Below are 26712 nucleotides of genomic sequence, written 5' to 3' on the forward strand. Positions count from 1 at the left end.
TTTACAGCATTCCTTCCCCTTCACGAACCGCCATATCCAAAAAGCTTTTTAATCGGCGTGAGCGGGTGGGGTGCCTTAACTTTCTTAAAGCCTTTGATTCAATTTGCCGTACACGTTCACGGGTCACGTTAAATTCACTGCCAACCTCTTCCAAGGTTCGGCTTGAACCGTCATGGATTCCGAAACGAAGCTCCAATATTTTTCGTTCCCGTTCGGCTAGAGTATTTAAGACGCCGCCAATTTCATCTTTAAGCATCGAATGAAGTGTCGCATTGGCTGGAGAAACAGCTTTTTTATCTTCAATGAAATCGCCAAAATGCGTATCCCCCTCATCACCAATAGGTGTTTGCAGAGAGATCGGAACTTGAGAAATCTTTAAGATCTCTTTCACCTTGCCGATAGGAATTCGCATTTGCTTGGCAATTTCTTGAGCCATCGGTTCACGGCCGTATTCTTGAACAAAGAGCCGAGAGACACGAATGATCTTATTGATCGTTTCCGTCATGTGTACAGGAATGCGGATCGTTCTTGCCTGATCAGCGATAGAACGCGTAATAGCCTGCCTGATCCACCAGGTGGCATAGGTTGAAAATTTATAACCTCTTTGATATTCGAACTTTTCAACCGCCCGGATAAGCCCCATGTTCCCTTCCTGAATAAGATCAAGAAAAGAAAGCCCGCGGTTAATATACTTTTTGGCAATACTGACAACCAAGCGTAAGTTCGCTTCAACCAAAAGTTTTTTGGCCTTATTAAATTTTGATTGACGGATCTTAATGATCCGCAGCTGGTCTTTGACATGATTAACGGGCTCATCTAATTCTTTTAATAACTGACGCTTTTCTTCCTTCAATTTAGTCAGTTGAGCCGCTTTTTTTTGCGCCTTCATCATCCGTTCAACCCGGTCAATGTTGAATAAAATATCCGTCAGCTTGACAACGATATCTTCATTGATCGAAGAAGTTAGTTTAAACTTAGCGATAATTCTCGCCGAGCTTTCCGAACCGATCCGAGAATGGCGCGCCTCATGAATAAGCCTGGTGAGATCCTTAATAAGCTTAGGCCGGCGTTCTAGTTCATCTTTGATAACGTCCTCGACGTTAATTTCCCCTTTTAGAACCTCATTGATGATCGTAATAGCTTCTTTGCGGGCAAAGGTTATTTTAAATAATGATTCCGCAAAACGGTTTTCAGCTTCTTCAATTCTTTTCGCTAAATTGATTTCGTTTTCACGAGACAGAAGAGGAATGGAACCCATTTGCTTTAAATACATCTTAACGGGATCATCCAACGGAATAAATTTCTCCGAATAGACATTAACGTTTTCTTCTTTGGCTTGCTCTTCTCGAAGGCGCAAGATCTCTTGTTCACGCGCATCGTCCCCGGAGCTTTCTTCCGGCGCGTTTTCGGATTCCACCACTTTGATCTCTTTGTCTTCCAAGATGTCAAAAACTTCATCAATATCGCTGGAAGAACCGACATCGTCGGAAAGGACTTCATTGACTTCGTCGTAAGTCAAGAATCCCTTGCTTTTCCCAAGCGTTATCAGTTTTTCTACATCTTGTTTCAATTCCTTATTTTTCATCATTTACCTCTTGATCAACTGGTTAAACTGATGTTTAAGTTCATCTAATTTGTTGCTATCGCCGGACATTTCGGCGTCTTTGATCTGCCCTAAAAGATCCTGGCGTTTTGATTTCGCCTGATCTGATTTGATACGATTGACAAAATCATGGAACATTTTTTCTTTATCGCCAGTTAACGCCTCATCGGACGCCGTTAATTGGGCGATCATCGTAGCAACAGCCCCCTCGCCAATCGTATTGATAAGATTTGCCGCTGTTGCCTCTTGTCCTTGGTCAACTAAAAATAAGATCTTTCCGATGATCTGCCGGATATCTTTATCGTGAAAATCGTCCGCTTGAACACGATCTTTCAAAAGCGGAATAAGGCTTTCATCTGATAATAATAACTTCAATAGGTTTCGTTCGACAATACGCGCCTTGATAAACGGCGCTACCAGCGGCGCGATCTTTTCTTCTCTTGAATTCAATTGCGGAACTTTTTGTAATTCCGTCAGCAAAGCCTGCTCGGGGATCGCCAAAAGGCTTGATAACTGTTTAATATAGCCAAACTTCATAACGGCATTTTTAAACTTGGCGATCGTTGGAAGCATTTCTTTGGCAATGGATGCTTTGCCTTCAACCGTTTTATGGCTATACTTGCCCATTAACGTTTTTAATTTATATTCAATGAGCGGTTGAGCTTGGGCAATACGCTCATTAAATTCTTCTACGCCAAATTTACGAATAAATGAATCGGGGTCTTCTCCCGCCGCTAAGATCGCCACCTTCACATTTATTCCTTCCTCGATCAATAGATCAAGGCTTCGGATCATAGCAGATTCTCCTGCTTTGTCCGCATCAAAGAGCATCACAATATTTTCCGTATAACGGCGGATCAGGCGAATTTGCTCGACAGTCAGCGCCGTTCCTAAAGAAGCGACGATATTATCAACACCGGCCTGGAACGGAATAATAAAATCCATATAGCCTTCAACAACGATCGCGAAATCTTTAACACGAACGGCATCTTTGGTCAAATGAAAACCATAGAGATGATTGCCTTTTGTGTAGATTGGTGTTTCCGGCGAATTAATGTATTTGGCGGCAACTCCCTCTTGCATCGTACGAGCGCCAAAGGCGACACAGCGCGACCTACTATCAAAGATCGGAAAAATAATTCGATTTCTAAACCGGTCAAAAAATCCATCACGATTTTCCCTAGGAACGACCAACCCCGCTTTTTCCATTACATTGATCGTAATGTTTTTTGACCGTAAATGATTGATCAGTTTGTCCCAGCTCTCCGGAGCAAAACCTAGCTGAAATTTCTTAACAATATCTAAATTGATCCCGCGCCCCTTAAGATATTTGACAGCCGTGACAACCGATTCATTTTCGGCTAAGGCAAGCGTTGTATGAAAGAAATCAGCCGCTAATTCATTGGCTTGATAAATAAGCTGATTAAGGCTAGCGACTTTAGGGTCGCTTCTTTCATCGGTCGGTATTTGAATGCCAACTTTTTCGGCTAAAAACCGGACCGCTTCCGGAAATTCCAGACGCTCTTGCTTGGCAATAAAACTAATAACGTTGCCGCCTTCCCCGCATCCAAAACAATGAAATATTTGCTTATCCGGATTAACAACGAACGAAGGAGTTTTTTCGTGATGGAACGGACAATTGGCCTTAAAATTGCGTCCCGCGCGTTTTAAAGGCACGTATCCGGCAACAATTTCCACGATATGGCAACGGTCTAAAACCTGACTAATGATCTCTTCGGGAATAAGCCCCATCAATGCCTCACTCGTTTAAAACCTGAACATGAAATAAATTCAAAATCATCTTTTCGCTCTAACTGATCTAGCAATAAATTAATGCCTAAATTATCGCTGGCAATATGCCCGGCAATGATGACATTGATATGTTCTGATTTAATTCGATTGTAATGATCTTCCGATAAATGCATTCCAACGTAAGTTTTCACGCCAAGCTGAGACATGCGCGCAAAAACTTCTTTGGACCCTTCTGTTCCACCGGTCATATCCACCAAAACTTTTCCTGGTTTATCAGCCGGTTTCCCGATCAAAATGGTCGGCCCCGCTTTATTGATAACCGCATCTTGATATTCAGGTTCTTTCAACAAAAGGCTGATAATATCACGTAACGATCTTGGCTTTGCGGAATCAATTTTCTTCTGCAAATACTGATTCACAAAATTATCGGACGGCGTATGGCAGCATAAAAATGGAATATTAAGCAACCGCGCCGCATCGACCGCGCGTGTATGATTTCCGCCGTGAAGCCGGCGCGCCACTTCATCCATCCTGGAATCCATAAGCATTTTTGCGATATTCTTTTCCACGCCCAAATGATGTAAGATATCCGCTTGCAAACCCATCACATCATAAAGGCCGGCTAACGCGATTCCTTCGGGATGATGGCCGAAAATAAGATCGATCTTCTTTCCCTTTTGGGACAACCGATCCGCCAAAAGAATTTCGCCAACTTCAATATCAATGCCGACTAAGATCCGCTTAACTTCTAACGAACGGTCACCGAAAAGAACGCGCGTATCCGAATAAGGATTTGTTAAGCTATCTTTATCAAAGAGCTTTTTTTCTAAACGACTTAAAGACCGGTATTGTTTCTTTGTCTCAGCGAGCTTTGCGGCAATTTCGCTTTTACGGCGCAAGTCTTTCGCTATGCCTTGCCTGACAAAGAAACCATAGATTTCGCCTAATGTCAACTATCAAACCTCAATGAATAAAATATTATTTCTTATCGTTTTCTAAAACCGCGCTATCCCGAAGATCTAAAGCAGCTCCATTGATTTCTTCGTCGGGAAAGAATTTTTTGACCAAACCGTTGAAAGAAACTTCATAAATCTTCGGTGACAATGAAAGCAGGCGTTCTCCGGTTAAAGATTTATCAATGTTCTTTTTGAAGTATTCGACTCCGGTCACGGTTAAGAATAAAAGTGTCAGGCTGCACAATAAAAGCGCGCGAACAACAGACAAAACAAGCCCGCCCCAACGATCAAGAACGGAATGCGCTTCGATATGAAGCAGCATTAAGAAACCATCGCGCAAAAATTTGAAAACAACCATAACAATGACCCATAAAGATCCAAACGCGATGAACTCTGCCACGCTTAAGGATAAGTGTATTTTTTCGTTTAGAAAATCGGCAAGCTTTGTATAATAGTGAAGTGAAATGAAAATGGAGGAGACAACAGCTAATAATTTAAATAACTCGGTGACAAACCCGTTCTTGATCCCGATGTAAATAATCCTTACGGCAATAAGCCCCACCAAAATGTCGATCCAATTGAGGCTTTTTATGATTTCAGTAGGCATTTTTTCGGAATTTTATTTAAATTTTTATTTTGAAACGCTAAAGTATAACACACGCCCCTAGCAGTGTCAAGGAAACGCTTCCTCGGAAAACTGGGAATACATTAATCATAACATATTGAAAATAATAATGTTACAATCTACGTAAAACACGACAAAAGCAAAGCTAATCTTGACAACACCCCCAAGAAGTGCTATCTTTCCTTTCATGAACTCTGAGGCTCTTAAAAGCGAAGAAAACAACGAAGAAAACAATATTCAGGGCTTACAAGAAGATTTGATGAGTGCGCGTAAAGAATTATCTATTCTTTATGATGTCAGCAATGCCATGCGCACGACCCTCGAACTCAATCACATCCTCTATATCATCCTTACCGGCGTCACCTCTCATGCGGGGCTTGGATTTAACCGCGCCATTCTTTTTCTTGCCAATAAAAAAGAACGTATCCTGGAAGGAAAAATGGTGATCGGCCCCGAATCGGGAGAAGACGCCAACAAAATATGGAAATCCATTGAGGCAGAAAACAAAGACATGGATGACCTTATTTCCGTCTACCAAAGCTCAAAACAAGCCATTGAGTCGCGGTTTAACCAAGAGATCAAAAAGTTGAAGATCCCGCTAAATATGGAAACCGGCGGCTTATTGGCATCCGCATATTTTCAAGGAAAACCGCTTAATATTCACAGCAATGAAATATCAAAATATGCCAGCGATCCTTTATTAAGTGTTTTTAAAACAAACGAGCTGGTCATTATGCCTCTTAAGGCAAAAGATAAAGTCAATGGGATTATCATCGCCGACAATCTTTTTACTCGAAAACCCATCACCGAAAATGATCTTAAAATATTCATGATGCTCGCTAACCAAGCCGGGCTTGCCATTGAAAATTCTCAACTCTACGAGCTCGTTGTTCACAAAAGTCATACCGATTCTTTAACGAGTTTATGGAATCACGGTTTTTTTCAAGATACACTCGTCCTGGAGATCGAAAAGGCACGGCAAAACAATGCTCATGTCGGCATTGTCATTATTGATGTGGATAATTTTAAGAAATTAAATGACACTTGGGGGCATCAAAACGGAGATGTTGTTTTGACTGAACTCGCGAAGATCTTAAAGGATTCTTCCAGGGAAAATGATTATATGTGCCGATACGGCGGCGAGGAATTTTCCATTATCCTGACTCAAACAAACCGCGAACAAGCTTATTTTATTGCCGAACGTCTGCGGGAAAGGATCGCTCAATACAACTTCCCAAAATTTTCTTCCGAGAATTTCTTAAAGTTAACGGTCAGCGTCGGTGTTGCCGCCTTCCCAGAAGACGCGCACACCAAAGAAGATTTAGTGATGAAGGCTGACCGCGCGATGTACACGGCCAAATTCATCGGTAAGAATAAAACCTGCGTTCCTGAACCAGAAAATCCTTAAGCGACCGCGACAGGGTCTTCCTGCCTTGCTTCTTTCTGTTCATCATCCGCAAATTTAACCGAAACGATCTTTGAGATCCCTGTTTCTTGCATGGTAATGCCATACATAACATTGGCATTAACAATGGTCTTTTTATTATGCGTAATGACGATAAACTGCGATATTTTGGCAAAATCTTTGAGGAGATAACCAAATCGGCCGACATTCGATTCGTCCAAGGCCGCGTCAATTTCGTCTAAAATACAGAACGGACTAGGCCGGACCTTAAACACGCCAAAGATAAGCGCGATGGCCGCTAAGGTTTTCTCTCCGCCGGATAAAAGGCTGATACCCTGCAATTTTTTCCCGGGAGGCCTGGCGATGATTTCAATACCGGATTCCAAAACGTTTTCCGGGTCAACCAAAACAAGCTGAGCTTCCCCGCCGCCAAATAACATTCTAAAATAGATCCTGAATTCCTCACTAACTTTTGTAAATGTGTCTAAGAATAACTGGCGCGTTGTGCGGTTGATCTTTCCGATCGTATCTTGCAGTGATTCTTTGGCTGTTAATAGATCACTTTGCTGCTTTGTTAAGAATTCGAAACGTTGGCGCAGTTCATCAAATTCTTCAATAGCGACCAAATTAACAGTCCCATAAGAATCACATTTTTGTTTTAAGCGCTCTATTTCACTGGCCAAGGCATCCGGTGTTAAAACCGGTTGTTCTGCGGCTGGTTCCGTGCTTTGCGCGTCTGCCAGTAACGAGGCATCAACCGGCGGCAGTTCGTCGAAATTGATTTTATACGCTTGGAGAAGCCTGTCTTTAATGCTTTTTTCTTTATAGGAGATCTCTTGCTCTTTCATCTGATGACCATGGCGGACATCATGGATTTCTTCAACATCTTTTTGCACTTTATCAATGCCCTGACGAATTGTACCAACCTGCACTAACACTTTCGCCTTTTGCTCTTCAGATTCGCTCAGTGCTTTTTTAAGCGATTCACCTTTCAGATTTAACTGCGTGATCTCTTCTTTGAGTGTTTCGATCCCTTGAGCAAACTCGGCTTTCTTTACTTTTTGCGATTCTTTTTCTTCTTCTAACTTTTTAATTTCTCCCAGGCCGCTTTCCAATTCCTCTTCAAACATGGTTAAGTTTTCTTGCTCGCTTTTCTCTTTATCTTGGGCTGATTCGATTTCTGTTTCCAGCTGAGCAATAGCAACGGTCGTATCTTCTTTTTCTTGAGACTTAACCGCGATAGCATCTTGTCGTTCTTTGATTTGATTTTGATAGGATTGAATTCCTTGTTCGATCGTTTCTAACTGTAAAGCTAACTCGTCTTCTTTGGTCTTCAAGGAAGCAACTGTGCTCCTGACTTCCCGGATCTCTTCCGTCACCAAGTCTAATTCTCCGACAAGCTTGCTTTCTTCTTGAAGGATATTGTTCTTTTGCGCGTCATAACTTGAGAAAACTTTTTCTAGATCATGAATAGCCGAAACCAACTGAGCTATTGCCTCTTCTTGAGCTTTGATCTCAGATAAAAGTAAACCTTTAGCTTGATTTTTTTCCTCGATCTCTCGGGAAAGCTCATCAATACGCGCGGTGATCTTTTCCGGATCCAGCTCGATAAATTTCATCTCGCAGATTACTTCCCAAAGCTGGTTGGTATTGATCTGAGTAAAATGATTCTTCAAATCGCCTGTTTTCTGAGGATCGACCAACCGGGCCTGTTTAACTTTCCCGATAATACCTTTAAGATTTTCTAAAGGAACGGCGTTCGTTAAAAGCGTTCCCTCAACCACGGGATCAGGCATATCTTGATACTGAACGCGTAACTCTTCAATAAATTGCCTTTGGGAAATTAAAGAGAGTTTCTTTTTCTCCAGATTGTTAACTAACTCTTCTATTTCGGTAAATCTCCCCTTGGTCGCATCCAAGTCTCTATTTCTATTTTGGCGCTCTTCTTCTAAATTCTTGATCTTGCCGGTACACTCTTCGATCTGGCTGAGAATATTCCTTAATTTGCTATCGATCTCTTCTTTCTCAGAAATAACTTTGGCATTTTCGAGCTCTAAGCGGCGTTTACGCGCTAAAGCATTCTGAAATTCCTTCATCACCTCGGTGACCTGGTTTTTAACCGCGACTTGCTGAACATTCAAATTAAGGATCTCTTCTTCGGCTTTACGGATGGAATCTTTGGCTTCCCGGATCGCTTCCGCCACCAGATGCAAAGAGTCTTTTTTCTCGCCTAAGGTTTTCATATTTTCGATCAAGGAAGTTTTGAGAAAAGAAAGGGCGTTTTTTAGCGCTTCGATTTTCTCCTGCTGCATACGGCAACGCGCCGACAATTGCTCTCTTTGCTGTTCAAAGCGGGCTTCATTAGAAAGAATATTGGCAATACGCTCCTCATTAAAACCGATCTGCTTATTATTCATCGCGACTTGATTTTCCAGCTTCAGATCATCGGCATAGATTTGATCGATCGCTTGTTCGAACTTCGCGATCAAGGCTTCCTGTTCGCTTAGACTGCTATTTAATTTTTCTAGTTCAGCATTTAATTGGTTTTCTTGGTCTTGAAGCCCGCTCACCAAACGATTGATCTCTTCTTTTTCTGAATTGAACTGGCTGATCTGATAGGTAGCGAACTTAACTTCAAATATCTTAAGTTTTTCTAACTCATCTTTGTAGCGGCGAGCTTTATTGGCCTGACGCTCCAAAGAGCCTATCTGGCGCTTAACTTCAACAATGATGTCATTAATGCGCAATAAATTATCATCCGTGTCTTTTAGCTTGTTTAAAGCTTCACGTTTTTTGGACTTATACTTTGTAATGCCGGCCGCTTCATCAATGATAATTCTTCTGTCTTCCGGACGAGCACTGACGATCAGGTCAACTTTTCCCTGCTGGATCAATGAATAAGCTTCCGCGCCAATACCGGTTCCCATAAATAATTCCAAAATGTCCTTAAGGCGAACTACAGATTTATTAAGAAGGTACTCGCTTTCTCCGGAACGAAACAAACGCCGCGTGACCGTTACTTCATCGTATTCGGTTGGTAACATCCGCGATTCATTAGAAAATGTCAAGCTCACTTCGGCAAACCCAAGCCCTGATTTTTTGTCGGTTCCGTTAAAAATAACATCATCCATCGATGCCCCGCGCAGCTCTTTAACGCTTTGTTCACCTAAAACCCAGCGGATAGAATCGAAGATATTGCTCTTTCCGCAGCCATTAGGCCCGACGATCGCCGTAATACCGGGTTCAAAATTAAGAATCGTTTTATCGGCAAAAGACTTGAATCCGAAGATTTCGAGCCGTTTAAAATACATGAGAATTCCTCCCGTTGGTTAATTTTTAAATTTATAAGATCTTTACTTCTTACTTACAAGTAATTCTTTCACAATAGAAACTGTTTTGTTCAAGCTTGTAAATTTTGGCAACATATCTTCGGGGATCACAACGCGATATTTTTTTTCGATCGCCGCTAAGATCTCTAGCGCCATCATTGAATCCATCCCTAGGTCTTTCACGAAACTTGCATCGCCGTCGATCGAGGCGGGTTCCGTCTCTAAAACTTCCGCGACTAATTCTCGCATATCTTTTTCGACATTAACCTTTGCCCCTGCATCTGCCATACAATATTCTCCTTTAGTTTTGTTCGCTCTCCAACCAAGCGTCAATACGGTCTTTTTTAAACCGCCACTGACCGACCGTTTTTATCGCCGGTATCTTGCCTTTTTTGAGCCACTCATAGATAGTCCTCTTCTTGACTCGAAGATAAGCAGCGACTTCCTCAATTGTCATTAAGCTTTCGTAGATCATTTTTCCGTTTTCAAAAATTGTTAAAAATCACTGTAAAGTAATTTACAATTTATTACATTCCTTTACATATGTCAATATTTTTTACATTTTTTTTCACTATTTATCGGTAAAGATGATAACACGACATAATCGAACATTAAAATACTGTTTAATGTGATTTTATACTTTTTGTTACCGACGAGAAATAAGAGGAACGGGAGGAAAATAGCAGATAATTCGGAAGAATAATGCTAAAGAAGAAATACTAAAAAAATTATTCGAACTGCGGATCCGCGTCAACATCAGCAGAATAATCAACATCTTTGAAGCCGAACCCAAAAAGTTTTAGAAAATCTTGCCGATAGCCTTCGATGTCAGAAATCTTTTCGACATTTCCTGTGCTGACAACGCTCCAAAGCTTGGCTACTTCGGCTTGAACATCATCACGCATTTCTAGATCATCAACACGAATGCGTCCTTGGTCATCGACAGGAACAGAAGTTCCGTTGTAAAGCCTTTGTGAAAAAAGCCGGTACATTTGTTCAATGCACCCTTCATGAATATTTTTCTCTTTCATGATCCGATTCAATAAAATAAAATACAAAGGAATGAACGGAATAGCTGAGCTGGATTGAGTTACTAATGCCTTATTAACAGAAATAAAAGCTCTTCCGTTGTTTTTCTTGAGGCGCTCATCGAGTTTTTTGGCAGTTGCCTCTAGATGATCTTTCGCCGCGCCGATCGTTCCGTTACGATAAACGGGGCGCGTAACATCCGGCCCTATATAAGAGTACGCGACACTCATGGCGCCATTAGCAAGAACGCCTCCCGCATCAAGGGCATCGATCCACATTTCCCAATCTTCCCCGCCCATCACAGAAACGGTTTGGCGCACTTCGTCTTCTGTCGCAGATTCAAGGCTCACATCAATAATCTCTCCTGTTTCAAAATCAATAGATTTATTGGTGTATCTAGGGCCTACTGGTTTTAAAGCAGACTTAGCCGTTAATCCTGTCTTAGGATGTGTCCGTCGGGGCGAAGCGAGGCTGTAAATAACAAGATCCACAGTCCCAAGATTTTTTTTGATAGCATCAACAGCTTGTTGTTTGATCTCGTCAGAGAAAGCATCTCCGTTAATGCTTTTCGAATACAATCCTTGAGCCTTAGAAAACTTATCAAAAGCGATCGAATTATACCAACCAGCTGTGGCCGTACGCTTATTTTCGGCCGGACGCTCATAAAAAACACCGACGCTTGCCGCTTGACAGCCAAAGGCCGCAACAATTCGTGATGCCAAGCCAAAACCCGTGGAAGCCCCGACCACCAAAACTTTTTTGGGCCCGTTTTTGATGGGAAGATTTTTCTTAACATAATCAATTTGCTCTTGAACATGCCGAGCGCAACCTTGAGGGTGAGCTGTCGTGCAAATAAATCCGCGAATTTTAGGCTGGATGATCATTTTGATAATGCTCTCTCGTGTTTTTTGTGCTTTCCATTTTTTCTTAAAAAATGGAAAGCACTATTTGTTATTTAAGACCTACAAAGACGTTTTTTTAGCAACCATGACAATGCCGGAAGTCGTCACGTCAAAGCGCTTCTTATCTAATTCCAGGTCAAAACCGACCTCGGCGTATGGCGGAATTGTTACTTCTTTATCAATAATAGCATTTTTTATTTTTGCATTCTTTCCGACGACAACACTTTCCATTAAGATCGATTCGGAGACAACAGCCCCCTCTTCAATTCTCACATTCGATGATAAAACTGACTTGGTAACTTTAGCGCCGATAATAACGCATCCGCCGCCAACTAAAGAGTCCAGGACAACGCCCTGATTTGTCTCCGAATCTCCGTTAACGATCTTGATCGGAGGATACTGTTCATGAAATGTGCGCACCGGCCAGGACTTATCATAAAGCGTAATGGCAGAGTCGGGCTTGACCAGATCCATATTGGCTTGATAATAAGCATCGCGGGTCCCGATATCACGCCAATATTTCGACTTATTATTTTCATCAACAAAATTATACGCGTAAACTTTGCGTTTTTTACTGATCATCTGCGGGATAATATCTTTTCCGAAATCATGGCCGGAGTTAAGCTTCGCGTCAATACCAAGTTCTTCAAACAAAACTTCTTTGTTGAATAAATAAATCCCCATCGAGGCTACGATCTTCGATGGGTCCCCCGGGATTGTTTTAGGCTCTCGTGGTTTCTCTTGAAACCCGCAAACCCGCCATTTTTTATCAACTTCAACAACGCCAAACCCAACTGCCGTTTCTCTGGGAGCTTCAACGCAAGCAACCGTCATATCCGCATCCATGGATTGATGCTGTTCGATCATTTTCCGATAATCCATCTTGTAAATATGATCACCCGCAAGAATCAACACCAGCTTGGGGTCACAATCCTGGATGGCGTAAATATTCTGATAGATCGCGTCGGCTGTTCCTTTATACCAATCATCGCCGATACGCTGTTGAGGCGGAATAACATCAATAAATTCTCCCAGCTGAGTGGAAACAATATCCCACCCCGAAAGAATGTGTTTTTGCAAAGAAAAAGACTTATACTGGATCAAAACAAAAATACGGCGCAACCCGGAGTTGATACAATTGCTAAGGGTAAAATCAACGATGCGGTAAATACCGCCGAACGGAACCGCCGGCTTAGCACGGTCACGCGTTAAAGGATGAAGCCTTTCGCCTTTACCGCCAGCCAAAATAAATGTTAAAACTTCACGCATATGAATAAATCCTCGTAGCTTTTAGAAATCCAACAATGAGAACATATTATACGTCTTCATTTCCTAATTTTCAATAGTTGAAAAATCACCAAAAAATAAGCGCCATCTGTATGCTATCAAAACTTAAAGACTAATCCAATAATTTTAAGTTTTTCTTAAGCTCTTGGCTGGCAGGATCGATCTTTAGGCCTTTTTGGAACTCTTCCTTGGCTTCCTTGATTCTTCCTTCTTTGTGATACTTTATCCCGCGCTCATTGTGTACTCTAACCAAATCTTTCTTTGTTAAAAGCAATAACTCTTTGACCTCGGGAGGAAAATCTGAGTCTTTGCCTTCCAAAATAATATCGGCGATCTCAACAAGCTCGGAAAAACTCTTCGGAGAAAGATGATAACCACGCATTAAAGCCTCAAGCGCCCTATTATACTGCTTTGTTTTTGCAAGCACCCGCGCTAACATAAAAAATGCTTTTGAGTTTTTTGGATTTCTTTTCGTGAGCAGATCATACTGCTTAACGGCATTCCCCGGGTCATTGAGCTTCTCATAAGCTAATCCTAAATTTATGCGTGTCTCATAATCCCCTTGGGCAAACATGGCCGCAATGCGAAAATTCTCAAAGGCCTTTTTATTGTCATCTTTCTTGCCATAAATCTTTCCCATCAACTTATAAGGCTCAATGTAAGCCGGAGAAACCTTAAGCGTTTCTTCAATTTCTTTAAAAGCGGCTTTATCAAACCCCAGAGACTCTAATGTGAACGCACGATTAAGATGCTGGTAAGGAACAACCGCGCGCGACCCTAAACGCAAAAGATCCATTTCTTTCGTTTTCCACCGGTTAAGATCAATGCGGAATTTATTAATAACGGATTTATTTTCGGAGGTATTTTTAAGAAAAATAACCGCGTCATAATCAAAATAGACCAAGGCCCAGTCGGGATTTTTATAAAAGAACGATAATGTCTTCTCGTTGATCGGTTCATGCGTAGAATTTAAAAGCGCCCCTGTTAAATTGTAACGGCCCACCGCCTGTTTTAGCAGAGCCTCATCACCCTCTTTCCACATTTTCTGATAATCCTTAAAGAATGCCGCGCCATAAACTTCCGTTCTTCCGTCTATAAAAACCTTTATATTTGGAAAACACCTTCCGATCAAATATGCCCCGGAATTAAAATCATTAAAGAAATTTCCCTTGATCTTATTGGCGATAAGAAAATCCGCCGCCTTATCCGGATAATTTCTTTGGGTGATCCCTCCAAATTCACTTTTAAGCTCATATTTTTCAAAATCAAAATACGTACGCGCCGAAAGAGACAACCCATAGCTAACCATCCACAATATAAGAACGATCTTGGCTAAGCTGCTCGTTAAATGTTGAAATTTCGGATGCGTAAATCTCAAAGGAATAACACTAGAAAGCGAAATACTAGAAAAATTAGTCATGCAAACTAAGTAAGCGACAAAAGAGAAAAAGACCAGATTTCGCACAGCTACTAAAGAAACTAAAAGAAAGATCAGCCAAATAATAAAATCACCGATATCAATTTTCCTTCTGTTGAAGATAAAGCTGAACAAGGAAAGAATGATCAAAAGCTTATAATAGCCGTAATGTCCCAGCGAGAAAACATTCTCAAAAGTGATCGGAGGTTTTAACTCCTGAATATATTTAAAGAATATTTTAGAGTCTCCTCCTAAATTACTTAGAACACCGATCGGATACCAAGCGCCTTTAAAAGTCAAAGGATTAACAAATGATGCCAGGATCACAAGCCCAAAAATCCATTGCAGCCGTTTATATTCATCGTTGGTCAAGCGGCCAGTCGTATTCCACTCCCAAGGCAATTTAACATAGCGTTTTAGCATTTCCGCGCCTAGGCCTACCAAAACGATAAACGGCCCAAAAAAGAAGAATCCGTGAAAATTGGTCCATAAAAGCTGAACGAAAAATAGCAGGTAAACCGACCAGCGTTTATCAATATGCAGCGCGAGAACATAAATATACAAAGCAAAGAAAAGCAGGCTAAAAATATCAGGGCGTATGGTAAAACGCATTTGATAGATCAGCATGCTCAGTAATAAAAGAAAAACGATACCGCTTTGTCTTTCCTTGCTGTAGCCTAAGAAAAGCAAGATCAAAAAGGTCAAGACAACCACAACCACCTGCATGGAAATAAGGCCTTCCGCTCCCCAGGAGTTGAAAAATAAATACGCAATGACTTGAAATAACCACTCGTGATTAACCCACGGTTTCCCGGCGATAGAACAAGACAGGACATCCACATCCGGCACATATTGATGGTGGACAATAAATTCCCCCATCTTTAAATGGAGCCAAAGGTCAAAATCCTTTATTTCAAGATTAGCGGCAAAAACCACTAATCCAAGAAAAGCGCCAATAGCCGCCAACCCTAAAACATAGCTCAGTTTCTTGAACACTGATTCCATTAACAGCCTCCCTTAGGAACATCACGGACAAAATGCCCTTTTGTTTTCTCGATCAAATCTCCCTGATGAAAAATAGCGCCTTCTGATCTATCATCTGATGTTTTATATTCGGTCGCTGCCAATAATAATTTCTTCGTATACGGATGAAGCGGATTGTTAAACAGCTCTTGTGCTAACGCCAATTCAACAATAGTTCCCCTGTGCATCACGGCAATATGCGTGCCTATTTTTCTGGCAACGCGCAAATTATGAGAAATAAAAATATAGGTCGTATTAAATTTCTTCTGTAGTTCAAGAAGTAAATTGATGATCTGATTTTGCACTAAGATATCCAGCGATGAAACAGCTTCGTCTAAGATCAATAGCTTCGGATTATTAATTAACCCGCGCGCGATAGCGATCCTTTGCCTTTCACCGCCGCTAAACTCATGTGGAAAGCGGTTAAGAATATCCGCAGGCAACGCGACTTGTGTAAGAAGATCCCTGATCCTGCCTTCTTTCTCGCTTTTTTTCATTCTATCAAAGATCATCGCCTCGCCGATAATATTTTTTACGATAAATCTTGGGTCAAGGCTGCTAAAGGGGTCTTGAAAAACCATTTGGATATTTTTACGTAAAGAACGTATTTGTCCTGAAGAAAGACCTGTTATGTCCGTCCCGTCAAATATAACTTGTCCGCTATCGACAGGTAATAATTTTAAAATAACACGCCCAAGGGTTGTTTTTCCACAGCCGGATTCGCCCACCAGGCTTAAATTTTCTCCGCTTTTGATGGATAAGCTTACGCCGTCAACAGCCCGGACAACATTTTTCATCCTATGGCGCTCGGGAAAATATTTCTTTATATTTTTTAGCTCTAATAACATTTCAGCCTTTTGAAGCATTGATCAATTCGCACGTTAGAGGATGTTTCGCCGAAGAAAGAATATCTTTAGCGCAACCCTCTTCGACGATCCTTCCGTCATACAAAACTCCCACACGGTCACAAAAATGCTCCACCATCCCTAAGTCATGCGTAATAAGCAAAATAGATGTTTTAAATTCATTTTTAAGATCTCTGAACAACTCAATGATATGCGCTTGCAAAGTGACATCTAAGCTGCTGGTCGGCTCATCAGCAATAATAAGTTTTGGGCTGCCCGCGATCGCCTGCGCGATCATAGCTCTCTGGCGCAAACCTCCGCTTAACTGATGCGGATAACTACGCGCGATCCTTTGCGGCTCGGTAATTCCCACCCGGTTTAGAAGCTGATGAACTTTTTCTCTTCTTTGCCGGCCGGGCATCGGTTCATGAAAACGTAAAACTTCTTCGATCTGAAATCCGATGGTAAAAACCGGATTAAACGCGTTTAAAGGATCTTGAAATACAACGCCGATTTCTTTGCCGCGTATTTTTCGCATTTCCCGTAAAGAAGCCGCTAAAAGATCTTTTCCGTTAAAGATAATGCGTCCGCTGTCAATACGCATGGCCGGCGATAACAATTGTAAAATAGATAACCCGGCTGTCGTTTTTCCGCTGCCGGATCCCCCGACAAGAGCAACTGTTTCAAAGTTTTTAATTTCAAAATTAAAATCCTTTAACAGTTCTCGATCATTATCTTTTTCTTGAATAGAAATTGATAAGTTTTCTATTTTTAATAACGGTTCACTCATTTATGACCTTACCTCTGATTTCAACAGCGGATCAAGGCAATCGCGCAAACAATCGCCGATCACGTTAAAGCACATGACCGTCACAAAAATAAGCGCTCCGGGAATAAGAACCCAAGGAGCAAATTTCACCGCCGCAATGTTCATCGCGTCAGAAAGCAAATTCCCCCAGCTGGCAAAAGGGTCTTGAATCCCTAAACCTAAAAGGCTTAGCGCTGATTCCCCTAAAATATATCCCGGAATAGAAAGCATAACCGCCACAATGGAATAAGAAAGCGTGTGCGGTAAAATATGACGAACAATGATAGCAAGATCTGACAGCCCCATCGCCTTCGCGGCCAAAACATATTCGCGCTCTTTAAGCGAGATGCTCATACCCCGAATAACCCTGGCCAAACTTGCCCAGCCGATAAAAGAAAATATGACAATAATCAGCAAATAGATTTGCACCGAACTTAAATTAGCCGGAAAAGCAGCGCGCAGCGCCAACATCAGATAAAATCCGGGAACCATCATGAACATTTCGCATACACGCATCAAGATATTATCAATTCTTCCGCCGTAATATCCGGCTGTCGCCCCGACGAGAAGCCCAACAAAAAACGAGATCGTAACGCCGATAAGCCCGATAGATAAAGAGATCCTGGCCCCAAAAAGAATTCTTGAAAAAAGATCTCTTCCGCGCGAGTCAGCTCCCCAAAGATGAATTCGCCCAGGAGCATCCACTCCAAAAAGATGACGATCGGCCGGAAATAACCCTAATAATTTATACGCGTCGCCTTTGACAAAGAATTTAAGAGGATATTTCTGGTTGGAATCTGTTTTATAAACTCTTTTGTGAAATTCATCAAACGTCATATAAACACCTAACACATACGGATGAATTGATTTTTTCTCGTGGCGGGCATCTATCAGTTTGATTTCCATCGGTGGACAATACGAATAGTTGCGGTCTTCATTACTAAATGAATACGGCGAAAGAAAATCGGCAAAGATCGCTGATAGATAAAAGATCACCAAGATCCAAAAACAAACAACAGCTAGCCGATTTTCTTTAAAATGGCCTAAGGCTATTTGAAATTGGCTTAAGCTTTTTCTTGGTTTAGTCATAGCGAACCCTCGGATCTGACCAGGCGAGCAGAATATCTGATAATAAATTCCCTAAAAGAAGCAAAACAGCGCCCATCATCATGCTGGCCATGACCAAATAAAGGTCTTTGGCGCGCACCGCTGTTAACATCACCGCCCCTAATCCCGGCCAGCTGCAAATAATTTCAATTAAAGCCGCTCCGCTCAACAGGTCGAAAAGATGATATCCAAAGATCGTGATCAAAGGATTAACGGCATTGCGTAAAGCGTGAACATAAACCACGCGATGTTCGGGCAATCCTTTAGCTCGGGCTGTTAACACATATTGCTGACGCAAACACTCCAACATATTACCGCGCATAATTCTTTGTAAGCTCGCGATGGACGCAAGCGAGATAACGATCGTCGGAATGACAAGATGTGCCAACAGGTCAATGATTTTCCCGCCGTCAGAAAGGTCATCAAAATTGGCGCTACGCATTCCTCCTAAGGGTAATCCTCCCCATTGGCTGGCCAGAAATAAAAGCAACATTGCCAAAAAGAAACTTGGCATGGAAAGCCCGGCAAAAGAAAAGACAGACAATATCTTGTCCGTCAACCGATTGCGATGAACTGCCGCCCAGATCCCTAAGGGAATTGCGATCGTCCAAGTGACGATCAAACTTGCCAAGGACAAAATAAATGTATTGAATAATCGTCCCGAAATAACGCTGGAAACCGGGCAATTATAAAAGAATGAATACCCAAAATCTAGCTTGATGAGGTTTTTTAACCAGTAGAAGTATTGCTGTAATAAAGGCTTGTCTAAATGATAAAGCGCTTCATAGCGAGCGATCGTCTCGGGAGAAACTTGAGGATTAAGTTTAAGAGAATCAAAGAAATTTCCCGGCGTAACCTGAATGAGAACAAAGGTTAAAAAAGAGATCCCTAGAAGAAGCGGGATGGAAATTAAAATTCGTCTGAAAATATACTTAAGCATCTTATCGGTATTCTTCCTTAATAAAAATTTCTTCTAGGTTGTGAAACGCCCCACCGAAACTAGTGGGATGCAAATTCTCAAATTTATTACGGACCGCAAAGATATTAGCGCCAAAAACCGTATAAATAGCCGGTAATTCCCTGGAAACAATAAGCTGCCACTCGTCGTAAAGCACTTTACGTTTTGGCTCATCTAATTCTTGGACCGCTTGATTGAAAATATCATCAACTCTTTTTTCCCACGCTGATTGGGGTTGTTCTTGACGCGGATACCAAACGTGCAACTGTCCGTCGGATGCCCAAACATTTTTTCCAAAATGAGGTTCAATGCCCCCAGTAAGCCCGATCATCACCGCGTCCCAGTCATAAGTGGAAACAAGCCGGCTGACAAGATCATTAAACTCAATGGATACAAGATTAACCTTCATCCCTAAATTTTCCAGATCATGGCGGATCATGGCCGCCATTTGAACACGATCGGTCGACCCGGAATTTGTGTACAAATTAAATTCAACCCGGTAGCCGTTTTTGTCTTCCACGATCCCATCCCCATTCCTATCCGTAAATCCGGACTTTTCTAATATCTCTCTGGCTTTAGCAAGATCATAATCATAACCAATCACCTTAGGATTATAAAAAAATTCCGCGCTGGGGCTTTCAGCAGAATCCTGCGGATAGCCTAAGCCATTCATCACGATATCAATAATTCTTTTTTTATCGATCGCATGCGCCACAGCGCGACGAAATTCACGATTAGCGAACCAAGATAGCTTCTTGGGATCAACAAACATTTTTTTTGTTTTTGGATTTATGCCGTCATTTTGATTGAAAACAATAAAATTGCTCCCAAAATCAGGCCCGCTGTCATAAATAGTAAAATTTTTCTTTTTTTCTTCAGGCTTAAGCAAGGGATAATCGGCTCCGCGCAGTGAACAATAATCTACTTCTCCGTCTAAGAATTTCAAAAGAAGCGTGTCTTGGCTTTGAACGATCATATAAATGATCTTTTCAATGAAAGGCAACTGCTCCCCTTCTAAAGATTTCCTCCAATAAAGATGATTTTTCTTCAAGATAATACGCTGTCCGGGAAGATATTCGGTTAATTGATACGGGCCCGTGCCGACAATATCCTTTAGATCGCTATCAATGCCTAAGGCAAAGTTAAATTTATTCTCTTGAACGATTCTCTCTAACCGATGTTTGGGAAGGATTTCTTGGGACATGCCCCGCAAAAAAGGCGCAAATTTAAAAGGAAGCGTGAATTTGACCGTTAGGTCGTCAATTTTCTCAACTTTAAAAATCTTCCCGTCAATGGTAAAAGCGTCCCGGGCGGAGGTGGGAATTTTTTCATTATAGATAAGATCATTAAAGGTAAAAACAACGTCATCGGCGCTAAACGAAACACCGTCAGACCAAACAACGCCGGAGCGTAAATGAAATGTCCATAATAATCCGTCCGGGCTGATATCCCAGCTTTGCGCCAAATGAGGCTCAACCTTTAATGTTACGCCATTGGTTCTGGTCAATCCTTCAAAAATATGGCTAGTAATAGCTGTTGTGGATGTTTCTTGCGCAACGATAGGATTAAACGAACGCGGGTCGGACGTTGTGGCTAAAACCAACTGTCCGCCATACTTAGAAGGATTTTTTTCTTGTGAAAAGACAAAAGAAGGAAATGATAAAAAGAAAACAAGAATGAGAAGGAATGCGAAGCTCTTGCGTGCGCTACAAAAGCAAAATGAACATTGCTTAAGGATTTTTGGGGGCCTCGGGACTTGCCGGTTGTGGGGCCTGTTGATTTTCCGCATTAGCATTCTCTTGTGGTTTTTGAGTATCGCTGACGGAATTTGAGTTTGGCCCTGAAGCCGCCGCCGGAACGGCCGTGGCAGGGCTTGAAGAAACAACAGAATTCTGAACTAAGGATTTATTTTTTTGTGAGGCAAGGAATGTCAAGCTTAAAGACGTTACAAGAAAAATGCTCGCCAAGATGGCGGTAGCTTTAACCATAACAATGTTTGTTTTTGTTCCAAAAACAGATTCGGCCGCCGAGAAAGTATCCGTGAGCCCTCCGCCTTTGCCGGCTTGCATTAGAATCACTAACACTAAAAGCATGCACACCAACACATGCACTCCTAAGATTAATCCAAACATAACAGATCCTTCCTTTTTCTATTTATGAATGCCGCGAGAATTCTTAACAATATTGGCAAATGAGGCTTCCGTTAAACTTGCCCCGCCGACTAAAGCTCCGTCGATATCTTTTTGGGAAATAAGTTCGGCCGTATTTTCCGGCTTGACACTTCCGCCGTACTGGATACGAACTTCGCTGGCAACTTTTTCGTCAAACATTTTTACTAGCAAGCTGCGAATAAACTGATGAACTTCCTGGGCTTGTGCCGGTGTCGCGGTTTTTCCCGTTCCAATAGCCCAAACCGGTTCATACGCCACAACCATTTTTGTCATTTCTTCTTTTGTAAAACCGGACAAGCCTTCTTCGCATTGAGCCTTGATAACATTAAAAGCTTGATTAGACTCACGCTCTTTTAAATTCTCACCGACACAAACGATTGGAGTAAGCCCGTGTTTTAAAACAGCCTTGATCTTCTTTTTAACATTTTCATTGGTTTCATGAAAGAATTGGCGGCGCTCGGAGTGCCCAATGATCACATATTGCACGCTAAGATCTTTGAGCATGGGCGCAGACACTTCTCCTGTAAAAGCCCCCGAATCTTCCCAGTAAACATTTTGAGCGCCTAAAGCAATGTTGGATTCATTGAGGGCCTCTTGAGATTCTAAAAGCGCGGTAAACGGCGGGCAGACCACGATATCCACGTCGCTCACATCATAGAGTTGCCGCTTCAAGCCGTTGATAAGCTCAATGGCTTCCCGTGAGGTTTTATTCATTTTCCAATTTCCGGCAATAATAATTTTTCTCATTTTTTTATCTCTAATAGATTGGTTTAATTACTTTTTGTCGTTCAGGGCGGCAATTCCGGGAAGTTCTTTACCTTCCAGAAATTCAAGCGACGCGCCACCACCGGTTGAAATATGCGTCATTTTATCTTCCAATTTAAATTTGCTGATGGCAGCAGCCGTATCGCCTCCGCCAATGATAGAAATAGTTCCTTTAAGATCCGCAATGTATTGCGCCACATCTCGCGTGCCTTTAGCAAAGGCATCGGTTTCAAAAATCCCTAAGGGGCCGTTCCAAACAATTGTTTTTGCTGTTGAGAGGATCTTTTTAAAGGCATTGCATGACTCGGGGCCCACATCCACCGCCAGCCAACCGTCAGGGATATCTTTCACAGTTTTTGTCGCCATTGATTCAATGCTTTGCGTAATAACATGGTCGCTCGGTAAGGCGATCGTAACATTTTTTGCTTTGGCTTTCTTTAAAATGTCCGAGGCCATGTCAACTTTATCTTTTTCTAGTTTTGAATTTCCGATCGCTATTCCCTGTGCTTTAAGGAATGTATATGCCATTCCTCCGCCGATAATGATCGCATCGGCTTTGGGTAAAAGGTTTTCGATGAGCGCGATCTTATCAGAAACCTTAGCTCCACCTAAAATAACAACAAATGGTTTTTTCGGGTTGGTTGTTGCTGAACCTAAATAATCAATTTCTTTCCCTAAAAGAAATCCGGCGGCTGAAGGCAAGTATTTGGTTATCCCTGCCGTGGAGGCGTGCGCGCGGTGCGCGGTCCCAAAAGCATCATTGATGTAAACGTCCGCCAAATTCGCAAGTTCTTTAGCAAATGCGGCATCATTTTTTTCTTCTTCTTTATGAAAACGTAAGTTCTCTAATAAAATTATTTGCTCTGAGGATGAGTCTATTTCTTGCTTAACGGCAGTCCCAATACATTCATCGAGCTTAAGAACTTTTTTTGATAATAGCTGTTCGAGTTTGGCAACCACCGGCGTCAAACGGTATTTATCCACGACCTGCCCGTCCGGACGCCCCAAATGGCTCATAAGAATTATCTTCGCCGCGCCATTATCTAAGGCATATTTGATGGTGGGCAAGGACGCGACGATACGAGTATCGTCGGTAACTTTGAAGTCTTTATCCAAAGGAACATTGTAATCAACGCGGATAATAACCTTTTTTCCTCGAATGTTAATGTCTTTAATGGTCATTTTATTCATCTGCAGGCCCTCTTTCGCTCGTAACTTCCAAATTGCTTATTTTGTAAAGATCTAAAATTCTTTCTATTATATCTAAAGCGATTTTTTTGTCAATGAGAAGCAGCCCGGCGCATGCACCAAAACCAGCATCTTAGTGCGCTGTTTCAGAAGAAATGTTGAATTGGATTTTCTGCGCGGCCACACAAACACCCATCATGATCCACATAAGATTTCCCAATTGCACCGAATAAAAATTTGTGTCAACAAAACTATGCGCCAAAAATCCGATCAGGCCCGATAAAGAACCCAAAAGTACGGCAAGTAAAAATTTATCAGACATAAAACGGATGCCCTTAAATGAATTCCAAATGAGGGCATAAATGATCCATAAAAACGCAAAGAGGCCAAAGAATCCCATTTCCGCAGTCAATTGTAAATAACAATTGTGAGGATACCCACCCAGGCGACGATCATGGGATACGCGAGTATACGTATTTAAGCCTGTTCCAAATGGAAAATCTTTGATGATCTTAAACGAGTTTTTCCAAAATTCCACACGCCCGCTGCCAAAAACCGGAACATTCTCGCCAAGCTCAACCTGCTTTGTTCCGTTATCCTCTGCCTTTTTCTTGATCACCTTTAACTCCTGCTGAATTTTCACATTTTCAGAAACGAAAGACACGTTCCTCTTCAATTCTAATTGCGGAAAAAAGAAAAGCAGAAATATAATAATAGTCGGAATGGATGCCTTTAGTGTCTTGGGCCATAAGACACCCAAGAAAATAAAAGCTGTAAAAAATCCCAACCAAGCTCCTCGGGAAAAAGTTCCTCCCAGTGATAAAAAACAAACGATAAGCAGAATTGAGAAAAAGATCTTCTCAACATACGGAGAACACAGCGTCTTTTTCTTGTCTTGTGTTAAACAAGGATTAAATCCGCCGACAAAAACAAAATTAAACATTAAAGAGAAAGCAATGATCAAATAAGCACCAAAATCATTAGCTGTCCTAAACGACGCTGTCAGCCGATCTCCGGGAAACGGATTATGACGAACAAAATCAAAGCCGATAAACTGCTGCAGATAACCGCTTACCGCCGTTACTAAGGCCGAAAAAATAAAAACACCCATAAAAACCTTAAGACGCTTAAGGCTGGTCATTACTTCAATGAAAATAAAACAAAGAAAGGTCCATTCTAACAGTTTAAAGAAGAAGCCTTGAAAACTTAACAAGTGATACTGGCTCAAAATGACCGATGTGAAGCCAGCAAGAATAAAAACAGAGACCGGTCTTCTTAGATAGCTAGGGACGGGTAAAAACGTGCGGATAAAAAGCTTTGTTTTCTCGAGAAAAGAATTTCTGGAGCCTCTCAAGGAGGCGTTTTTTGATTCAAAATAAAAAATAACACCCCTCTTAATAAAAAAACAAAGCTGAATAGCCCCCGCAAAGATCTCTTGCAAGGCAATCGAGATAGGCAGAAAAAAGATCAAGGCACAAAAAGAAAAAGCCATCACTTGGTCAATACGATTTATTATTTTTTGATCATTCATAACAAAATGAGTGTCCTTATGAACCTACAAGCCTAGTTTTTTCATACCAAGCAACTGTCTGCTTTAGGCCTTTTCTAAAATTTACCTTAGCCGTAAAGCTAAATTCTTTCTTAGCTAAAGAAACGTCCAAACACCGACGAGGCTGTCCGTCCGGCTTTGAGCGGTCCCAAACGATCCTCCCTTTAAATCCCGCCAATTCAGCAATAAGATGAGTTAAATTCCGGATCGAAATCTCAAACCCCGCGCCAATATTCACCGGATCAGATTTATCATACTTCTCTGCCGCCGCAATAATTGCGCGGGCCGCATCTTTCACATACAGAAATTCTCTGGTAGGCTTACCCGTTCCCCAAACCGTAATTGATTTTTCTTTCCTTAACTTTGCATCAACACATTTTTTAATGAGGGCCGGAATAACATGGGATGACTCCGGTGAAAAATTATCCCCGGGGCCATAAAGATTGACGGGAAGAAGAAAAATAGAATTAAAGCCATACTGTTGGCGATAGGCCTGAGACTGCACTAAAAGCATTTTTTTGGCAAGGCCGTAAGGAGCGTTGGTTTCTTCCGGATAACCGTTCCAAATATCTTTTTCCTTAAACGGAACTTGGGTCAATTTCGGATAGGCGCAAATAGTTCCTAGGGCAACAAACTTTTTAACACCCAAAACCCTTGATTCCTCCATAAGCTGAGTGCCCATAATAAGATTATCGTAGAAAAATTTTCCGGGATTGGCGCGATTGGCCCCTATTCCCCCAACGGAAGCGGCCAGATGGATCACAATATCCGGCTTAGTTCTTTTAAGCATAAGCCGAATATCGTCAACACAGCGAAGATCAAATTCTTTTTTTCGCGGGACAAAAATACTGCGGCATTTTTTCTCTTTTAATTGCGTAACGACATACTGGCCTAGAAAACCGGCACCGCCCGTAACCACGACCTTCTTAATATTCCAAAATCCCATTATATTTTTCTTTTTTTCGTTCCAAAAACAGTTTTACGTGTTAACTCCATATCCGCGTCCACCATCATCCGAACTAGCTGCGAGAAACTCACCTTAGGTCTCCAGCCCAACTTTCTTCTAGCTTTCGAACTATCCCCGATCAGACAATCGACCTCAGTAGGGCGAAAATACCGTTTATCGATCGCGACATACTTCTTCCAGTCCATTTTGGCGTAATCAAACGCTTCCTGGAGGAATTCTTTGACCGAATATGTTTCTCCCGTCGAGATCACGTAGTCGTCCGGCTTGTCCTGCTGGAGCATAAGCCACATCGCCTCAACATAATCTCCGGCAAAACCCCAATCGCGCTTTGAATCCAAATTCCCTAAAAATAATTTCTTTTGAAGTCCGTATTTAATATGCGCCAATCCCATAGTAATTTTACGCGTTACAAATGTTTCGCCCCGACGCGGAGACTCGTGGTTAAAAAGAATACCGTTACAGGCGAACATCCCATAAGCTTCCCGGTAATTGACCGCCATCCAATGGGCGTAAACCTTAGCCGCCGCGTAAGGGCTTCTGGGATAAAATGGTGTTTTCTCATTCTGAGGAAATTCAACAGTTTTACCGAACATCTCCGAGCTGGAGGCTTGATAAAATTTTGTCTTTATTCCTGAATCGCGGATTGCTTCTAATAAACGCGTTGTTCCCACCGCCACGACTTCAGCCGTATATTCAGGGACCTCAAAACTGACCTTAACGTGGCTTTGAGCTCCAAGATTATAAATCTCATCAGGTTTAACCGTTTTTATAATACGATTTAAAGAGCTGGCATCATTAAGATCGCCATAAATCAAACGTAGGCGTAAATTCGCTTCATGTGGATCTTGATAAAGGTGGTCAATTCGGTCGGTATTAAAGGAGCTTGCCCGACGGACAATGCCATAAACCTCGTATTTTTTCTTCAGCAAAAACTCTGTTAAATACGAGCCGTCCTGCCCCGTAACCCCTGTTAACAGGGCTCTTTTCTTGGTGCCCATTCCAATCCTCTCTTTTCTTCGATTCTTT

22 protein-coding genes are annotated in these 26712 nt (G+C 41.9%); 1 reads left to right on the forward strand and 21 read right to left on the reverse strand.

The window, feature by feature from the left end:
- Position 1 precedes the first annotated feature (1 nt).
- From rpoD to WC676_00160, 4 genes are read right to left on the reverse strand one after another with little or no spacing between them, the layout of a single operon-like run.
- On the reverse strand, positions 2–1588 hold the full coding sequence (rpoD, locus tag WC676_00145) for an RNA polymerase sigma factor RpoD (GenBank protein MFA5059022.1): 1587 nt from the start codon (positions 1586–1588) through the stop codon (positions 2–4).
- A complete protein-coding gene (gene dnaG, locus WC676_00150; protein MFA5059023.1) occupies positions 1589–3355 on the reverse strand; it encodes a DNA primase in 1767 nt (588 codons plus the stop codon).
- Positions 3355–4308: a Nif3-like dinuclear metal center hexameric protein gene (locus tag WC676_00155; protein ID MFA5059024.1), complete on the reverse strand. Its 954-nt coding sequence runs from the start codon at positions 4306–4308 to the stop codon at positions 3355–3357. The genes dnaG and WC676_00155 overlap by 1 nt, the downstream gene beginning before the upstream one ends.
- A 25-nt stretch (positions 4309–4333) precedes the next feature.
- Positions 4334–4918: a CvpA family protein gene (locus WC676_00160; GenBank protein ID MFA5059025.1), complete on the reverse strand. Its 585-nt coding sequence runs from the start codon at positions 4916–4918 to the stop codon at positions 4334–4336.
- 205 nt (positions 4919–5123) lie between these two features.
- On the opposite strand from WC676_00160, the gene WC676_00165 reads away from it, so the two are divergent.
- Positions 5124–6344: a diguanylate cyclase gene (locus tag WC676_00165; protein ID MFA5059026.1), complete on the forward strand. Its 1221-nt coding sequence runs from the start codon at positions 5124–5126 to the stop codon at positions 6342–6344.
- Here WC676_00165 and WC676_00170 read toward each other — a convergent pair.
- The 17 genes from WC676_00170 to gmd form a co-directional block, all read right to left on the reverse strand.
- Positions 6341–9652 carry an AAA family ATPase gene (locus WC676_00170; protein MFA5059027.1) on the reverse strand — a complete coding sequence of 1104 codons (3312 nt, stop codon included), beginning with the start codon at positions 9650–9652 and terminating at the stop codon, positions 6341–6343. The two genes, WC676_00165 and WC676_00170, sit on opposite strands and share 4 nt — an antisense overlap.
- Before the next feature lie 42 nt (positions 9653–9694).
- Positions 9695–9958: an acyl carrier protein gene (locus WC676_00175; protein MFA5059028.1), complete on the reverse strand. Its 264-nt coding sequence runs from the start codon at positions 9956–9958 to the stop codon at positions 9695–9697.
- A 13-nt stretch (positions 9959–9971) separates the two neighbouring features.
- Positions 9972–10145 carry a helix-turn-helix domain-containing protein gene (locus WC676_00180; GenBank protein MFA5059029.1) on the reverse strand — a complete coding sequence of 58 codons (174 nt, stop codon included), beginning with the start codon at positions 10143–10145 and terminating at the stop codon, positions 9972–9974.
- Positions 10146–10398: 253 nt separating this feature from the next.
- The gene (gene fabV / locus WC676_00185; GenBank protein ID MFA5059030.1) at positions 10399–11583 is read right to left on the reverse strand and encodes an enoyl-ACP reductase FabV; all 1185 of its coding nucleotides are present in this window, start codon (positions 11581–11583) and stop codon (positions 10399–10401) included.
- A gap of 78 nt (positions 11584–11661) precedes the next feature.
- Positions 11662–12870 (reverse strand): glucose-1-phosphate adenylyltransferase, encoded by a 1209-nt coding sequence (gene glgC, locus WC676_00190; protein ID MFA5059031.1) that lies wholly within the window; start codon positions 12868–12870, stop codon positions 11662–11664.
- A 130-nt stretch (positions 12871–13000) separates the two neighbouring features.
- Entirely contained in the window at positions 13001–15310 is a 2310-nt protein-coding gene (locus WC676_00195) for a hypothetical protein (GenBank protein MFA5059032.1), read from the reverse strand.
- Positions 15310–16176 (reverse strand): ATP-binding cassette domain-containing protein, encoded by an 867-nt coding sequence (locus tag WC676_00200; GenBank protein MFA5059033.1) that lies wholly within the window; start codon positions 16174–16176, stop codon positions 15310–15312. Before WC676_00200 ends, WC676_00195 begins: the two co-directional genes overlap by 1 nt.
- Before the next feature lies 1 nt (position 16177).
- A complete protein-coding gene (locus tag WC676_00205) occupies positions 16178–16963 on the reverse strand; it encodes an ABC transporter ATP-binding protein (protein ID MFA5059034.1) in 786 nt (261 codons plus the stop codon).
- The gene (locus tag WC676_00210; GenBank protein ID MFA5059035.1) at positions 16964–18070 is read right to left on the reverse strand and encodes an ABC transporter permease; all 1107 of its coding nucleotides are present in this window, start codon (positions 18068–18070) and stop codon (positions 16964–16966) included.
- Entirely contained in the window at positions 18063–19028 is a 966-nt protein-coding gene (locus WC676_00215) for an ABC transporter permease (protein ID MFA5059036.1), read from the reverse strand. The genes WC676_00210 and WC676_00215 overlap by 8 nt, the downstream gene beginning before the upstream one ends.
- Before the next feature lies 1 nt (position 19029).
- On the reverse strand, positions 19030–20649 hold the full coding sequence (locus WC676_00220) for an ABC transporter substrate-binding protein (protein ID MFA5059037.1): 1620 nt from the start codon (positions 20647–20649) through the stop codon (positions 19030–19032).
- Between the two features lie 127 nt (positions 20650–20776).
- Positions 20777–21178: a preprotein translocase subunit SecG gene (gene secG, locus WC676_00225; protein ID MFA5059038.1), complete on the reverse strand. Its 402-nt coding sequence runs from the start codon at positions 21176–21178 to the stop codon at positions 20777–20779.
- Between the two features lie 18 nt (positions 21179–21196).
- A complete protein-coding gene (tpiA, locus tag WC676_00230) occupies positions 21197–21964 on the reverse strand; it encodes a triose-phosphate isomerase (protein ID MFA5059039.1) in 768 nt (255 codons plus the stop codon).
- Between the two features lie 27 nt (positions 21965–21991).
- On the reverse strand, positions 21992–23173 hold the full coding sequence (locus tag WC676_00235; protein MFA5059040.1) for a phosphoglycerate kinase: 1182 nt from the start codon (positions 23171–23173) through the stop codon (positions 21992–21994).
- Positions 23174–23303: 130 nt separating this feature from the next.
- Positions 23304–24701 carry an O-antigen ligase family protein gene (locus tag WC676_00240; GenBank protein ID MFA5059041.1) on the reverse strand — a complete coding sequence of 466 codons (1398 nt, stop codon included), beginning with the start codon at positions 24699–24701 and terminating at the stop codon, positions 23304–23306.
- 16 nt (positions 24702–24717) lie between these two features.
- The gene (locus WC676_00245; protein MFA5059042.1) at positions 24718–25665 is read right to left on the reverse strand and encodes a GDP-L-fucose synthase; all 948 of its coding nucleotides are present in this window, start codon (positions 25663–25665) and stop codon (positions 24718–24720) included.
- Positions 25665–26684, reverse strand: coding sequence for a GDP-mannose 4,6-dehydratase (gene gmd / locus WC676_00250; GenBank protein MFA5059043.1), 1020 nt, complete (start codon positions 26682–26684; stop codon positions 25665–25667). The genes WC676_00245 and gmd overlap by 1 nt, the downstream gene beginning before the upstream one ends.
- Between the last annotated feature and the right edge of the window lie 28 nt (positions 26685–26712).

It is taken from the genome of Candidatus Omnitrophota bacterium (assembly GCA_041649175.1).
Taxonomy (GTDB): Bacteria; Omnitrophota; Gorgyraeia; order Zapsychrales; family JBAZNR01; genus JBAZNR01.

Excerpts from the sequence above, each read along its gene's own strand:
- fabV (MFA5059030.1), bottom strand. The coding sequence starts at position 11,583 with ATGATCATCCAGCCTAAAATTCGCGGATTTATTTGCACGACAGCTCAC.
- secG (MFA5059038.1), bottom strand. The coding sequence starts at position 21,178 with ATGTTTGGATTAATCTTAGGAGTGCATGTGTTGGTGTGCATGCTTTTA.
- WC676_00205 (MFA5059034.1), bottom strand. The coding sequence starts at position 16,963 with ATGAGTGAACCGTTATTAAAAATAGAAAACTTATCAATTTCTATTCAA.
- WC676_00215 (MFA5059036.1), bottom strand. The coding sequence starts at position 19,028 with ATGCTTAAGTATATTTTCAGACGAATTTTAATTTCCATCCCGCTTCTT.
- dnaG (MFA5059023.1), bottom strand. The coding sequence starts at position 3,355 with ATGGGGCTTATTCCCGAAGAGATCATTAGTCAGGTTTTAGACCGTTGC.
- WC676_00245 (MFA5059042.1), bottom strand. The coding sequence starts at position 25,665 with ATGGGATTTTGGAATATTAAGAAGGTCGTGGTTACGGGCGGTGCCGGT.
- WC676_00165 (MFA5059026.1), top strand. The coding sequence starts at position 5,124 with ATGAACTCTGAGGCTCTTAAAAGCGAAGAAAACAACGAAGAAAACAAT.
- glgC (MFA5059031.1), bottom strand. The coding sequence starts at position 12,870 with ATGCGTGAAGTTTTAACATTTATTTTGGCTGGCGGTAAAGGCGAAAGG.
- WC676_00195 (MFA5059032.1), bottom strand. The coding sequence starts at position 15,310 with ATGGAATCAGTGTTCAAGAAACTGAGCTATGTTTTAGGGTTGGCGGCT.
- rpoD (MFA5059022.1), bottom strand. The coding sequence starts at position 1,588 with ATGATGAAAAATAAGGAATTGAAACAAGATGTAGAAAAACTGATAACG.
- WC676_00175 (MFA5059028.1), bottom strand. The coding sequence starts at position 9,958 with ATGGCAGATGCAGGGGCAAAGGTTAATGTCGAAAAAGATATGCGAGAA.
- tpiA (MFA5059039.1), bottom strand. The coding sequence starts at position 21,964 with ATGAGAAAAATTATTATTGCCGGAAATTGGAAAATGAATAAAACCTCA.
- WC676_00200 (MFA5059033.1), bottom strand. The coding sequence starts at position 16,176 with ATGTTATTAGAGCTAAAAAATATAAAGAAATATTTTCCCGAGCGCCAT.
- gmd (MFA5059043.1), bottom strand. The coding sequence starts at position 26,684 with ATGGGCACCAAGAAAAGAGCCCTGTTAACAGGGGTTACGGGGCAGGAC.
- WC676_00170 (MFA5059027.1), bottom strand. The coding sequence starts at position 9,652 with ATGTATTTTAAACGGCTCGAAATCTTCGGATTCAAGTCTTTTGCCGAT.
- WC676_00210 (MFA5059035.1), bottom strand. The coding sequence starts at position 18,070 with ATGACTAAACCAAGAAAAAGCTTAAGCCAATTTCAAATAGCCTTAGGC.
- WC676_00160 (MFA5059025.1), bottom strand. The coding sequence starts at position 4,918 with ATGCCTACTGAAATCATAAAAAGCCTCAATTGGATCGACATTTTGGTG.
- WC676_00235 (MFA5059040.1), bottom strand. The coding sequence starts at position 23,173 with ATGAATAAAATGACCATTAAAGACATTAACATTCGAGGAAAAAAGGTT.
- WC676_00240 (MFA5059041.1), bottom strand. The coding sequence starts at position 24,701 with ATGAATGATCAAAAAATAATAAATCGTATTGACCAAGTGATGGCTTTT.
- WC676_00180 (MFA5059029.1), bottom strand. The coding sequence starts at position 10,145 with ATGATCTACGAAAGCTTAATGACAATTGAGGAAGTCGCTGCTTATCTT.